This is a genomic window from Streptomyces sp. NRRL S-337 (assembly GCF_000720175.1).
Classification (GTDB): domain Bacteria; phylum Actinomycetota; class Actinomycetes; order Streptomycetales; family Streptomycetaceae; genus Streptomyces; species Streptomyces siderophoricus.
Genome location: NZ_JOIX01000012.1, coordinates 19,576 through 32,551, shown reverse-complemented (window position 1 = coordinate 32,551; position 12,976 = coordinate 19,576). Strand labels below are relative to the sequence as shown.

Sequence of the window (12,976 nt, the reverse complement as noted above, 5' to 3'; positions counted from 1 at the left end):
TCTAAGCCGACTGGCCGATTGAGGCGTTACGTAGTTGGGATGTCACCGCGCAGCTGTGGCTCGGCGCCGAGGGCCAGGCGCCATGCTCACGCCTGCTCCGCAGGGGCGATCTCGTCGATCAGACCGCGAATCCGCTTCTCGATGTCGTCGCGGATGGGGCGGACGGCCTCGACGCCCTGCCCGGCCGGGTCGGTCAACTGCCGGTCGAGGTACCTCTTACCGGGGAAGACGGGGCAGGTGTCGCCGCAGCCCATCGTGATCACGACGTCGGATGCTTGCACGGCCTCGACAGTGAGCACCTTGGGCACCTCGGCCGAGACGTCTATGCCCACCTCGGCCATCGCTTCGACAACGGCGGGGTTCACGCTGTCCGCGGGGGCCGAGCCTGCGGAGCGCACCTGTACGCGGTCGCCCGCAAGGTGTGTGAGGAACGCGGCGGCCATCTGGGAGCGGCCGGCGTTGTGGACGCAGACGAACAGGACGGAGGGCAGGGCGGCGGCGTCAGACATGGGCGGGGTCTTCCTCGGGCACGAGTGCGGGAGTGGTGAAGAAGCGGCGCGCGTACAGCGCGACGTAGACGAGGCCGATCAGCACCGGCACTTCGATGAGCGGGCCGACTACGCCCGCCAGGGCCTGTCCAGACGTGGCGCCGAACGTGGCGATGGCTACCGCGATGGCCAGCTCGAAGTTGTTGCCTGCGGCGGTGAACGCGAGGGTCGTCGCGCGCGGGTAGTTGAGTCCGGCGGCGCGACCGACCGCCATGGAGCCGGCCCACATGAAGGCGAAGTACACGAGCAGCGGCAGCGCGATGCGGACGACGTCGAGCGGCTGCGAGGTGATCGCGTCACCTTGCAGCGCGAACAGCACCACGATCGTGAACAGCAGTCCGTACAGCGCGAACGGCCCGATCCTGGGAATCAGCTTCGCCTCGTACCAGGCGCGCCGCCTGGCCTTCTCGCCGATCCGACGCGTGAGGTATCCGGCAGCGAGCGGGATACCGAGGAAGAGCAGCACGCTTCGGGCGATCTCCCACACGGACACGTCCCCAAGCTCTCGGCTCCGCTCGTGCAGGGGAGACCCCCACCCGCCGGCCTGCTCAAGGCCGAGCCACCCGGGCAGGACCGACAGGTAGAACCACCCCAGGGCCGAGAACGCGATCACCTGGAACACCGAGTTCAGCGCCACCAGGACGGCAGCGGCCTCGCGGTCTCCACACGCCAAGTCGTTCCAGATGATCACCATGGCGATGCAGCGCGCCAGCCCCACGATGATCAGGCCCGTGCGGTACTCGGGCAGGTCCGGCAGGAACAGCCACGCCAACGCGAACATGAGTGCCGGGCCGACGATTCAGTTCAGCAGCAGCGAGGGCAGCAGCAGGCGGCGGTCGCGGGTGACGGTGTCGAGCCGGTCGTAGCGCACCTTGGCCAGTACCGGGTACATCATCACGAGCAGGCCGAGCGCAATCGGCAGAGATACCCCGGTCACGGTGACTTTGGCGAGAGCGTCCCCCAGGCCGGGAACGATACGCCCGAGGCCGAGGCCGAACGCCATCGCGGCGAGGATCCACACGGCGAGGTACCGGTCAAGGAACGACAGGCGTCCGGCGACCGCCTTGTCAGGTGCGGCGGTCACCCGGTCACCTCGGCAGTCTCTGCGGCGACGGGCAGCGGCTCGCCGGCGGGGCGCGTCAGGATGCCCGCGAGGCGGTCGGTCATCTCGGGCAGCAGCCAGTAGTAGACCCACGTGCCGCGCCGCTCGCAATCGATGAGTCCGGCCTGCCGAAGCAACTTGAGGTGATGCGAGATCGTCGGCTGCGACAAGTCGAACGCAGGGGTCAGGTCGCAGACGCAGACCTCGCCACCGGCACGCGAGGCGATCATCGACAGCAGACGCAGCCGCACCGGGTCGCCCAGCGCCTTGAACACCTTCGCCAGTTCTACGGACTGGCCCTCATCGAGGGGCGCGGTCAGCAGCCCCGGGCAGCACGCACCCGTCTCGTCGGTCCGGCCGAGCACCACGAGCTCTTGTTTCGACATTTCTCTATGTTGACAGTCATCTATTCAAGGCGCAAGCTTGCATCGAAGAATATCAATGTAGGCCGATCGGAGTCACGTCATGTCCCGTGCACAGCTCGCCCTGCGCGTCAGCGACCTCGAAGCGTCGATCACCTTCTACGCGAAGCTGTTCGGCACCGAACCGGCCAAGCGACGCGAGGGCTACGCCAACTTCGCCATCACCGAGCCGCCCCTCAAGCTCGTACTGATCGAGGGCGAGCCCGGACAGGAAACCCGCCTCGACCACCTCGGCGTGGAAGTCGAGTCCACCGACCAGGTAGAGGCGGCCACGACCCGACTCAAGGACGCGGGCCTTGCCACGTTCGAAGAGAACGACACCTCGTGCTGTTATGCCCTACAGGACAAGGTGTGGGTACACGGCCCCGGCAAGGAGCCATGGGAGGTCTACGTCGTCAAGGCCGACGCCGACACGCTCGGCAAGAGCGCCGATCCCCACGTGACCGGTGGCGGCTGCTGCACGAGCGAGCCGGCCGAGGCCACCCCCGCAGCGGCATGCGCCTGCGGAAGCTGACGCCCGCATCCCATATCGTTCAGCAGCAGTTGCGACCAGAAGGCAGCGGGCCAAAGGCACCGCGCTACAAGCGTCGCGAGCGGTCGTACCCCGTCCGTGCCCTTCAGCCCGGTCAACACCGGTCACCAGGGGCACGAGAGGACACCGTCAGACGATGAAGGAAAGCATCAATTTAGGTCAGCGGCTCGCTGAGGACCCAGCAGGCGGATACCGGCACCACGCTGCGGCAGTGGCCGCTCAACGCAGGCGACCGGTACGGCTGTACGACCGGAGGCAGTCGCGACGAACCAGGCCGTACGCGCGTCACCAGTCGGTCATCAGCAGGTGGTTGACCAGCAGGGCGGTAGCCGCCTGAGCGGCCAGCCAGCCGCGGCGGTCGCGGGCCGGCAGCAGCGCGGCGGTCGCCGGCAGCCACCACGTGAAGGGCAGCCAGATGCGTTCGGCCTCCGCCTTGCTCATGCCGGACAGGTCGGCGGCCAGCATGGCGAGCAGGAAGGCGCAGGGCAGCACGACGGCCGCCACCTCCTGCGGGTCGGCGCGCCGCCGCCACTGCCGGAGGGCGCCGGGTGCGGCCGCCAGCGCCCGGCGCAGCCCCGCCGCGGCGGCCACGCCCGCGGGCGCCAGCACCGCGCCCAGATTCCCCCAGATCCAGTACGCGTACGGGCGCACCCCGCCGTACCCCTGGAAGTAGCGGACCCTGAGCAGGCCGTACGCCTGCCACCAGCTGAAGCCCAGGAGGGTGAAGACGAGGACGACGGCGGCGCAGGCGGGCAGGACGTAGAGCAGCGGCCGGGCCCTGCGGGTGCAGAGCAGTACGGCGAGGACCGGGATCGCCAGCAGGATCAGCCCGTACGACAGGTAGACCGCCGCGCCGAGCAGGAGGCCGCTGGCCGAGGCGGCAACTGCCGTCCGCCACCCGCGAGGCCGGGTGGCGGCGAGGGCAAGCAGGGCCAGTGCCCAGGCGGCGACCGCCGTGAAGTAGCCGTCGGCGGACACCCCGACCCAGACCGCGCCCGGGGCCAGGGCGAGGAAGGGCGCGGCCGCCCGCGCCCGGCCTTCCCCGGCCAGCAGGCGCAGGGTCACCAGCACGGCGGCCGCTGCCGAACTGCCCACGGTGATGCAGAAGATCCCGCCCCAGGCGCCGCCGCCCAGGCCGATCCGGTCGAGCCCCACGAAGGTCAGCACGGCCCCGATCGGGTGACCTGCGATGTGAGTCCCCCAGTTGGAGGGCGAGTTGATGAGGATGTGGCCGGTGAAGTCGTGCACGGTGCTGCTGAAGTGCTGGAACCGGTCGACCCCGCGGAGGTACTCACCGGGTCGGGTCAACCGGCCCGCGACGCCGCGCTGCCAGCCGTCGACCAGAGCCAACGACCACGTCCACGCCATGGCCGCCGCCCAGACGGCCCACGGCATCGCCCGCCACCACAGCCGCTCGGCCAGTCGGGGGCCGTAGCCGACGGCCAGGACGGCCACGGCCACCGCGGCCGGGGTGCCGGGGCCCAGGTGCGGACCCCAGTCGGCCATCAGCGGCGGCCAGCCCACGTGCAGGGACGGGCTGCGGCTCAGCAGATACGCCCCGACGCTCGCGACCACCGCGAAGAGCGCGAGGACGGCGCCGCCGGCGGCGAGGTCGAGGCGGCGGCCGCTGCCGGGGTCCGGGCAACCGCTGTCCGGGGCGGCGGGCTCGTGCAAGCAGGGCCGGGGGCGCATGGGTGGCGTGGCGGGCACACCCTCACCGTAGGCTCCGCACGGGTCGGGGGCCCGGATCGGCCCGCCGACGTCAGGCTCTCGTCATGAGCCGGTGCCTCCGAAAGCGCTTCGGAACTGACGGGTGTCTGCGGTGCGCCCGTGATCCTCAGGCAGGTAGTGGCGTCCAGGCGTGGGCGGCCGTGACAGCAAGTCGCCCAAGACTTGGACGTCCCTGTTCCGTAAGGGGTTCAGGTGTTCCACGCCGGCCTTGCCGCGGCTGGGATGGGAGGCATGAGATCACGCTTGTTCCCGCCGGTGTTCAAGGGCAGGTTGCACGACGCCCGCACGGCGACCTCGATCGGGCGGTGGCTCGGCCTCGCCTTCATGGTGTGCTTGGTGACCGGTCTGATCAGCCATGCGTGGCAGCATCCGCCCGGGTGGCTCGCCGATGGCCTGCCGAGCCGCCCGGCGTGGGGCTACCGGCTTACGCAGGGGCTGCACGTCGCCTCGGGCATCGCGGCGATTCCACTGCTGCTGGCGAAGCTGTGGACGGTGTACCCGCGGCTCTTCGTCTGGCCACCGGTGCGGTCGGTGCGGCACGCCCTGGAGCGGTTGTCGGTGGCCGTGCTGGTGGCCGCGGCGGTCTTCGAAGTGGCCACCGGCCTGCTGAACACCGCGCAGTGGTATCCGTGGCCGTTCTCCTTCGTGCCGGTGCACTACGCCGTGGCCTGGCTGGTGGCCGGATCGCTCGTACTGCACCTCGCGGTCAAAGCCCCCGAGATCCGGGCCCACTGGAGTCGGCGGTCAGCGGGCACCCTGGCCCGGCCTGAGGAGGACGGGCCCAGCCGGCGCTCGCTGCTGGCCGCGGTGGCAGGGGCGGTCGGTGCGGTCACCGTGACCACCGTGGGCCAGTCCTTCACCCCGCTGAAGGACCTCACCCTGCTCGCACCCCGCCATCCGGACCACGGCCCGCAGGGTCTGCCGGTCAACCGCACCGCTGCCGCGGCCGGGGTCGGGCTGATTCCGGCCGAGCGCTACCGCCTGACGGTCGCCGGGCCGCAGCCCTACACGCTGACGCTGGATGAGCTGCGGGGTCTGCCGCAGCACGAGGTGGAGCTGCCGATCGCCTGCGTGGAGGGGTGGAGCAAGTCGGCGCGCTGGACGGGCGTGCGGGTCATGGACCTCCTGGAACGTGCGGGCGCTCCGCCGCACGCCCGCGTACGCGTGGTCTCGCTGCAGACGCGGGGCGGCTACCGGGTCTCCGAGATGGGGCATGCGCACGCCCACGATTCACTGACCCTGCTCGCGCTGCGCCTCAACGGCGAGGAACTCTCCCCCGATCACGGCTACCCGGTCCGTCTGATCGCCCCGAACCGGCCCGGCGTGCTGCAGACCAAGTGGGTCGGCCGACTGGAGGTGCTGTCATGAGGGTGAGCGTGGCGCGGGTGCTCACGGGGGCGGCCGGTCTGACGCTGATGGGCGTCGGCGCCTCCCTGCTGTTGGACGTGCCCGACCTGACGGGTGTTCTGGTCTGGCTCGGCGGGGCGGCGGTGCTGCACGACGCGCTGATCGCGCCGTTGGTGCTGCTCATCGGACTGGTGCTGGTCCGCGGCGGTACGCGAAGGCCGGTCCGGGGAGCTCTGCTGGTGGCGGGCGCGCTGACGGCGGTCGCCCTGCCGGTGCTGCTACGCCCGGGGAAACCGGCCAACTCCTCGGTCCTGCCGCTGGACTATCCGCGCAACTGGCTGCTCACGCTGGTGGCGGTGGCGACGGTCACGGCCCTCGTACTGGCCGCGCGCGGGATCTGCCGCAGCCGTGGGCGGCCACGTTCGTAGGTGCGTCCGCGCTCCCGCCTGCGGGCCGTCCTACGGGGGTCCTAGCGGTGACGGCCGCACAGTCAGGTGGCGCTCGGCCTGCGGCGGGAAGGCTTACGAACCCCTGACGCTCCCGCGTCGTACGGTCGCCGGGCGGGCCCGTGGCCGTACGGTCGGTGGCATGTTGATCCTGGTTACCGGAGGTGCGGGCTTCATCGGTTCGCACGTCGTCACCGCCCTCACCGGCGCCGGGCACGAGGTGCGCGTACTCGACGCGCTGCTGCCTGCCGCCCACCGCACGCTCCCGCCGATCCCCGACGGGGTGGACTGGCGGCATGCGGACGTCCGCGACGCGGCGGCCGTGGCCGGGGCCGTGCAGGGTGTGGACGCCGTCTGCCATCAGGCGGCGATGGTCGGGCTCGGCAAGGACTTCGCCGACGCCCCCGCCTACGTGGGCTGCAACGACCTGGGTACCGCGGTGCTGCTGGCCGGCATGGCCGAGGCCGGGGTGCGGCGGCTGGTGCTGGCGAGTTCGATGGTGGTCTACGGAGAAGGACGCTATGAGTGCCGCTGTCACGGTGTCGTACGGCCGGGGCCGCGCACGGTGGCCGACCTGGAGGCAGGGCACTTCGAACCGCCCTGCCCGACGTGCGGTGAGCCGCTCGCCCCCGGGCTGGTGGCTGAGGACGCCCCACTCGATCCGCGTAACGTCTACGCCAGCACCAAACTCGCGCAGGAGCACCTCGCCTTCGCGTGGGCGCGCGCCGTCGGCGGGCGGGTGGCCGCATTGCGCTACCACAACGTGTACGGGCCCGGGATGCCGCGCGACACACCGTACGCCGGGGTTGCCTCGCTGTTCCGGTCCGCGCTGGAACGCGGTGAGGCACCGCGTGTGTTCGAGGACGGTGGCCAGCGGCGGGACTTCGTCCATGTACGGGACGTATCCGGGGCCAACCTCGCGGCTCTGGACGGTCTGACCGGTCTGCCGGAGGGCGCCACGCGGGCGTACAACGTCGGAAGCGGCGAGCCGCACACGGTGGGTGAGATGGCCGCCGCCCTGGCCGAGGCGCACGGCGGGCGGACGCCGGTCGTCACGGGCGAGTACCGGCTCGGCGACGTCCGCCACATCACCGCCTCCTCGCGCAGGCTGCGCGACGAACTGGGCTGGAAGCCGGAGGTCGCCTTCGAGGAGGGAATGGCGGAGTTCGCGACGGCCTCGCTGCGCGCCGGCTGACCCTTTCCCTCCGGCTCCAGGGCTCTCCCCCGCTACCGGGTTGCGGAGAGTTTCGCGCTGGTGGCAGCGAATTCGCGGCCCAGTTCGGCGAGCTCGGCCGTGGGTGCGGCCGCGGGCGGGGGAAACTGCCCTGGTCAGGGCGAGTTCGGTGCCGTGGCGGGTGACACGGCGAGCCTTGGGGTTCAAGGCGAGGGGGCCGGCGCGCAGCCGGGACTCGGGCGGTGCCCTCTGGGCTGCGGCCAGTGCTCCGGCACGGCGCGGCACCGACTGCATCCTGAGCACGAGTTCGCGGGGGCTGAAGGGTTGGGTGATGTAGTCGTCCGCCCCGACCCCCAGGCCGAGGATGCGGTCCTCCTCGTGCCGCGCGCCGTGAGCATGCCCCCGGGATCGGGCCGTTCTCGCGGATGCGGCGGCAGACCTCCAGCCCGTCCATGCCGGCAGCCTCAGGTCCAGCAACACCAGGTCGGGCGGCTGGGCGACGGCGCCGGCCGCGGGGGCGGGACCGTCGGCAGCCACGTCGACGGCGAAGCCCGCCCGGTCCAGGTAGGCGGTGACGACCTCGGAGACGGTGGGTCGTCGTCCACGACGAGTATGCGTTTCACGGCGCCGAGTCTCACACCGGCGTTCGGCCGTCGGTGGGAGCGGCGGCGGACGTCAGCGATCCGTAAGACCATCAAATCCCTTTCGCCCGTTTCGCGTCCGTAGGGTGAGTGGAGTGATCGAAACATCCCCCTCTTCGCCTGCTCCTGTGGACGTGGTGCTGCCCTGCCTCGACGAGGCCGCGGCCCTGCCGTGGGTGCTGGACCGCATCCCCTCGGGCTGGCGCGCGATCGTCGTCGACAACGGCTCCACCGACAGCTCCGCGGACATCGCCCGTGGCCTCGGCGCCCATGTCGTCCGCGAGCCGCGGCGCGGCTTCGGCGCCGCCTGTCACGCGGGCCTGACCGCCGCCACGGCCGACGTCGTCTGCTTCTGCGACTGCGACGCCTCCCTCGACCCCGCGCTCTTGCCCTCCGTCGCCGGGCCCGTCCTCGATGGCGCCGCCGACCTCGTACTGGGCCGCCGCAGACCCGTCACACGCCGTGCCTGGCCACTGCACGCCCGCCTGGCCAATCTGGAACTGGCCCGCCTGATCCGCCAACGCACCGGCCTGCGGCTGCACGACCTCGGTCCCATGCGTGCCGCCCGCCGCGAGTCCCTGCTCGCCCTTGACCTGACCGACCGGCGCTCCGGCTACCCACTGCAGATGGTGGTCCGCGCCGCCGACGCAGGCTGGCGGGTGGCGGAGACGGAGGTACCGTACCGCCCGCGCACGGGCCGCTCGAAGGTCACCGGCACCTGGCTCGGCACCTGGCACGCAGTTCGGGACATGCGTGCCGTCCTCGCCGAGCGGCCCGCCGCTGCCCCGGTGTCCGCGGCGACCACCCCGGGAACCGGAAGATGAGCGCCCGGCCCCCGGCCACCGGGCCCGCCACCCTGCTGGTCATCGCCAAGGAACCCGTCCCGGGGCGGGTCAAAACGCGACTCACCCCGCCCTACACGCACCAGGAGGCAGCCGCTCTGGCCGAGGCCGCCCTCGCCGACACCCTGCACACGGCGCTCAAGGCCCCCGTCCGGCGTCGCGTCCTTGTTCTCGACGGTGTTCCCGGCTCCTGGCTGCCGCCCGGCTTCGATCTTGTGTCCCAGGGCTCCGGCGGCCTGGACGAGCGGATCGCTGCCGCCTTCGGCCACTGCGACCGCGGACCGGCCCTCCTGGTCGGCATGGACACCCCTCAACTGACCACGGAACTCTTTACGGGTGTCGGACGCGACGGCCACGACGCCTGGTTCGGGCCGGCCGCGGACGGTGGGTTCTGGGCGCTGGGTTTCGCAGACCCGGCGCGCGCCGCGGCCCTCGTACGGGGCGTGCCGATGTCCACCGACCGCACCGGGGCGATGCAGCGGTGCCGACTCGTCGAGGCCGGGCTGCGCGTAAGCAACCTGCCGGTGCTGCGCGATGTGGACACCGCCGCCGACGCCGTTGCGGTCGCCGCCTGCTGCCCGCCCGGCTCGCGCTTCGCCGCAACCCTGAACTCGCTCGCAAAGGAGGGGCGGTGAGCGGCATGGCAAGCGGTACGGACCTTGCCCTCGCCGAGTGGACCACGGCCGGTCCGGGCAAGCCGTGGACGGACGACCCCTACGCCCATGCCCTGCGCACCGGCCGTGGCCCGCTCTTCTTGCGCCGCCTGTCACCACCGGCCCATCCGGACGGCACCGGGAAGGAAGAGGACCTGCTGCCGCTGGACGTCGAGCGCTGGTGCGCCGCCCCCGACGCCGCCGACACCGGCGTTCTGCACCGCTGCACCGGCCCCGTTCTCGACGTCGGCTGCGGACCGGGACGTCTGGTGGCCGGCCTGACCGCCCGGGGCATGCGGGCGCTGGGCGTGGACGTCAGCCCGGCCGCAGTGGCCCGGACCAGACAACACGGAGGTGCTGCCGTGCGCCGGTCCGTCTTCGACCGCCTGCCGGGGGAAGGCCGCTGGGGCACCGTTTTGCTGATGGACGGCAACGTCGGCATCGGTGGCGACCCGGTCGCTCTGCTCGTCCGCCTCCGCGCCGTGGTCGCGCCCGGCGGGCGTCTGCTGGCCGAGGCCGCCCCGCACGACGTGGACGAGCACCTCACCGTCCGCGTCGAGGACGCCCACGGTCGGCACGGCCGTCCCTTTGCCTGGGCCCGCCTCGGCACCACCGCCCTGCTGTCTGCCGCCGAGGCCGCGGGGTGGGTCCTGACCGGCCGCTGGACGGCCGAGGGCCGGCCGTTCGTGGAACTGCACCGCCCGCAGCCCGGACATCACGAACACCCCACGGCCACCGGAGGGCCCGAACACCCATGAGCGCAAGTCGCTCCACGCCATGCCCCCGGCCGCCCGCTGGCCGGATACGCCGTCGCCTGGACGCTGTTCGCTGCCGCGATATGGGCCGTAAGCAACGGCCCGGCGGCGCGCCGCGACCGCACTGGCCCTGACCGGAGCGGCCGCCGTGCCGCTGTCGACGCTCGCCGCACGGCCCCACACCATGTTCTGGCGCTGCCGGGCGCCCTGTCCGGGCATCACAGTCCGGTCCGCGTGCTACGCACGATATCGGCGGCGGTCACCCTGGTCGTGCTCGCCTACCTGCCGTACATCGCCGCGTCCGGCACGGCCGTCCTCGGCTACCTGCCCGGCTACCTCCGGGAGGAGGGCTACGAATCCAGTGCCTTGCACCGCTTCGCCCTGCTCCGGCTGCTGCTGCTGCTGCTGCCAGACACCACCACAGAAGTGACCGCCGTCGTGCTGCTCATACTGACCGCCCTCCGTGTGGTGGCGCGGCGACCCGGCCCGCCACTGGCGCGGTGCCCTGGTGCTGACCGGCACCGCCCTGCTGCTGGTCTCACCCAGCTACCCCTGGCACTCGCTGCTCGTCGTCGGCCTCGTCGCGCTCGACGGCCGCTCGGAGTGGCTGACGGTCACCCTCGCCGGCACCGTCCGCTCCGCTCTGTTCACGCTCCCAGCCGGCATGGTCGGCCCGGAGCACCGGTCAGTCGCGCGCCACCGTCAGATCGAGGAAGTGCGTGGCGCAGGAGATGCATGGATCGTGGTTGCGGATCGTGCGCTCGCACAGGGCGGTCGGAAACGTGCACCTGCTCCCATACGTGGACGTGCCGAGCCTGCTCCCGCACGCCGAGTGGACCATCTGCCACGGCGGCCAGAACACCATCATCGAGTCCCTGCTATACGGCGTACCACTGTTGGTGTTCCCAGGCCCGATCTTCGAACGGCGCTTCAACGCGCGCAAGGTGGTGCAGACAGGGGCAGACTTCATGGGTGAACGGGAGAACTTCACGGTGGGATGGCTCACCACGTCCATGAAGGCACAGCAGCAAGCCAGTGCGGCTGCGCATCGACTGGGAGACCGGATCCGCTCCCACACAGGGGCGGCCGGGGCTGTCGAAGCCATGACCAATGCCTGGCGCCTGTAGATACGCTGTGTCAGCACTGCACCCGACCGGCCGGCCTTTCGGCAGACGATCTCAACAAGCCGCACAATCCACCCGGTTTAATCACCAAACAGACTGTCCTGGACGTATCGAACGGTATTCGTCTTCGGGTAGAACAGGCCCAGCAGCATAAAGGTCCTGGGGTGGGCCGCGATGTTTCCGACGAAGAAGTGGACGGCACGGTCGGGGGTGAAGATCAGCTCGTACCAGCGTTCCCGCAGCTTGTCATGCAGGGCGCGCTCGCCGCACCTGTGCAAGAACGTGCGGTACGACGCACCGGCCTCCCAGTCCTTCAGCGCCATGTTGTGCGTAGGGCAGTCGGCATCCCTGCAGCGGAACCGATAACGGAATTCCAGAGGCACCCACTCAAGCGGTGCCAAGTCCTGTTCCAAGAGATCGAGTTGGTCAGCCAATGCAGCCTTGGACGCAGACCAGGGCTCGGCGGCCGTCAGCCGAAAGCTGAAGTGCAGCTTCGAGCGCCAGCCATCTGCATGCCCTTCTCCCTCACCCGTACGAAGAGTGCGCAGGTCGGCACCCATTGTCAGGGGTCCGAGCTGGGTCCCCGGTTCGCCCTGACGATCACCATCAAGGTCGAGAACTTTCCCGGTTTCGCCGACGGCATCCAGGTCTCCGGCCTCGTGGACGCCATCAGCGCCCAGGCCTCACGCTTCGGTGCCGTGGACGGCCTCCGGCCCCGTGGCCCCGCAGCCCTGAGAGGGGGAACATGGGAGTGAGGTCAGCCGCGGGCAGCGGGCCCGCACCCGCGCGGTGCGGGAGGTGAATTTCGATGATGTTCTGGCACGGCCACTACGGCGTGAGCGCTTGGGGCTGGCTGGCGATGTCAGTCAGCATGATCCTCCTCTTCGCGCTGCTCATCCTCATCGTTGTGCTCATCGTTCGCGCACTGAGTCGACCAGGCCCCCTCCACGACGGGCACACCGACCCTCGCGGCAGCCCCGGCCCCGGCCCCGGCCCCGAACAGATCCTCGCGGAGCGGTACGCACGCGGGGAGATCGACGAGGAGGAGTACCACCGTCGACTGACCACCCTCCGCGGGCCCCCGCCCTGGACCCGGGGAAGGCGTAGGGACCAGCCGTGAGGAGAACGGCGGCGGGGCAGCGTGTGCCCTTCGCTGCACCGACGAGCCGGTACCCAACTTCACGTGGCAACGACAGCCACGCGTTCCTGCGGGCCAAACGTCCCGGGCCGATACCGCGACCGAGGCGGTGAATGCGCTCTGTGGCACTGACAGCGGACCACGTCAGCCATTCGCAGACACAACCGCAGCGGGCCTGCCACCCCGCTCTTGAGTCGTTACGGCGGGCACGAGAAAGCTTGGTCAGAGCCCATGCCATACCTCTTCCAGCGGCAGCTCGGCACCGTCCGCCAGGTCATGGCTCCCTCCACGATCCTCCAAATGATCGGACACAGCTGCGAGGAGATCGCTGAGAAGAATCCGGAGTTCGCGGGCACAAGGAGAACCTGCAGCACATGCTCGCCTCCATCCCCCTGACCGAGGACGAACGCGCCGCGGTCGACCCACGGCCAAACCGTCATCGACGCACTCCTCGACCGGCTTACCGACATCCCCACGCACGCAGGCCCCACACCACAGGAACTCGGCCTCCCCACCACCGT

At 71.0% G+C, this 12,976-nt stretch carries 13 protein-coding genes and 2 pseudogenes; 9 read left to right on the top strand and 6 right to left on the bottom strand.

Annotated features, from left to right (window positions below; translation table 11 throughout):
• Positions 1 to 86 precede the first annotated feature (86 nt).
• From IG62_RS0111440 to IG62_RS0111430, 3 genes and pseudogenes are all read right to left on the bottom strand, one after another.
• Positions 87 to 509 (bottom strand): arsenate reductase ArsC, encoded by a 423-nt coding sequence (locus IG62_RS0111440; RefSeq protein WP_030800617.1) that lies wholly within the window; start codon positions 507 to 509, stop codon positions 87 to 89.
• Positions 502 to 1,551 (bottom strand): annotated as a pseudogene (gene arsB / locus IG62_RS41690) (ACR3 family arsenite efflux transporter). Before arsB ends, IG62_RS0111440 begins: the two are co-directional and overlap by 8 nt.
• A gap of 77 nt (positions 1,552 to 1,628) precedes the next feature.
• Positions 1,629 to 2,036 carry an ArsR/SmtB family transcription factor gene (locus IG62_RS0111430; RefSeq protein ID WP_030800615.1) on the bottom strand — a complete coding sequence of 136 codons (408 nt, stop codon included), beginning with the start codon at positions 2,034 to 2,036 and terminating at the stop codon, positions 1,629 to 1,631.
• Positions 2,037 to 2,115: 79 nt separating this feature from the next.
• On the opposite strand from IG62_RS0111430, the gene IG62_RS0111425 reads away from it, so the two are divergent.
• A complete protein-coding gene (locus IG62_RS0111425) occupies positions 2,116 to 2,586 on the top strand; it encodes an ArsI/CadI family heavy metal resistance metalloenzyme (RefSeq protein WP_030800612.1) in 471 nt (156 codons plus the stop codon).
• Positions 2,587 to 2,889: 303 nt separating this feature from the next.
• On the opposite strand, the gene IG62_RS0111420 is transcribed toward IG62_RS0111425, so the two are convergent.
• Positions 2,890 to 4,296, bottom strand: coding sequence for a hypothetical protein (locus IG62_RS0111420; RefSeq protein ID WP_030800610.1), 1,407 nt, complete (start codon positions 4,294 to 4,296; stop codon positions 2,890 to 2,892).
• A gap of 270 nt (positions 4,297 to 4,566) precedes the next feature.
• On the opposite strand from IG62_RS0111420, the gene IG62_RS0111415 reads away from it, so the two are divergent.
• From IG62_RS0111415 to IG62_RS0111405, 3 genes are all read left to right on the top strand, one after another.
• Entirely contained in the window at positions 4,567 to 5,703 is a 1,137-nt protein-coding gene (locus tag IG62_RS0111415; RefSeq protein WP_420711061.1) for a molybdopterin-dependent oxidoreductase, read from the top strand.
• Entirely contained in the window at positions 5,700 to 6,110 is a 411-nt protein-coding gene (locus IG62_RS0111410) for a hypothetical protein (protein ID WP_030800605.1), read from the top strand. Before IG62_RS0111415 ends, IG62_RS0111410 begins: the two co-directional genes overlap by 4 nt.
• Positions 6,111 to 6,270: 160 nt before the next feature.
• The gene (locus tag IG62_RS0111405) at positions 6,271 to 7,323 is read left to right on the top strand and encodes an NAD-dependent epimerase/dehydratase family protein (RefSeq protein WP_030800602.1); all 1,053 of its coding nucleotides are present in this window, start codon (positions 6,271 to 6,273) and stop codon (positions 7,321 to 7,323) included.
• Between the two features lie 333 nt (positions 7,324 to 7,656).
• On the opposite strand, the pseudogene IG62_RS50060 reads toward IG62_RS0111405, so the two are convergent.
• Positions 7,657 to 7,839, bottom strand: a pseudogene (locus IG62_RS50060) (DNA-binding response regulator); the annotation flags it as partial.
• Between the two features lie 199 nt (positions 7,840 to 8,038).
• On the opposite strand from IG62_RS50060, the gene IG62_RS0111400 reads away from it, so the two are divergent.
• The 4 genes from IG62_RS0111400 to IG62_RS0111385 all read left to right on the top strand — a co-directional run bounded on the left by IG62_RS0111400 (position 8,039) and on the right by IG62_RS0111385 (position 11,320).
• Positions 8,039 to 8,767, top strand: a complete 729-nt coding sequence (locus IG62_RS0111400) for a glycosyltransferase family 2 protein (RefSeq protein ID WP_037838162.1) — start codon at positions 8,039 to 8,041, stop codon at positions 8,765 to 8,767.
• Positions 8,764 to 9,420, top strand: coding sequence for a TIGR04282 family arsenosugar biosynthesis glycosyltransferase (locus tag IG62_RS0111395; RefSeq protein ID WP_030800599.1), 657 nt, complete (start codon positions 8,764 to 8,766; stop codon positions 9,418 to 9,420). Before IG62_RS0111400 ends, IG62_RS0111395 begins: the two co-directional genes overlap by 4 nt.
• A gap of 5 nt (positions 9,421 to 9,425) precedes the next feature.
• On the top strand, positions 9,426 to 10,196 hold the full coding sequence (locus IG62_RS41685) for a class I SAM-dependent methyltransferase (protein ID WP_051797951.1): 771 nt from the start codon (positions 9,426 to 9,428) through the stop codon (positions 10,194 to 10,196).
• Positions 10,197 to 10,948: 752 nt separating this feature from the next.
• Complete coding sequence (locus IG62_RS0111385; RefSeq protein ID WP_234326411.1) at positions 10,949 to 11,320, top strand: glycosyltransferase; 372 nt, start codon at positions 10,949 to 10,951, stop codon at positions 11,318 to 11,320.
• Positions 11,321 to 11,397: 77 nt separating this feature from the next.
• Here the strand turns inward: IG62_RS0111385 and IG62_RS0111380 are convergent, their stop codons facing one another.
• Positions 11,398 to 11,877, bottom strand: coding sequence for a hypothetical protein (locus IG62_RS0111380; protein WP_199812451.1), 480 nt, complete (start codon positions 11,875 to 11,877; stop codon positions 11,398 to 11,400).
• A 248-nt stretch (positions 11,878 to 12,125) separates the two neighbouring features.
• On the opposite strand from IG62_RS0111380, the gene IG62_RS0111370 reads away from it, so the two are divergent.
• Positions 12,126 to 12,437: an SHOCT domain-containing protein gene (locus tag IG62_RS0111370; protein WP_030800571.1), complete on the top strand. Its 312-nt coding sequence runs from the start codon at positions 12,126 to 12,128 to the stop codon at positions 12,435 to 12,437.
• Positions 12,438 to 12,976 lie beyond the last annotated feature (539 nt).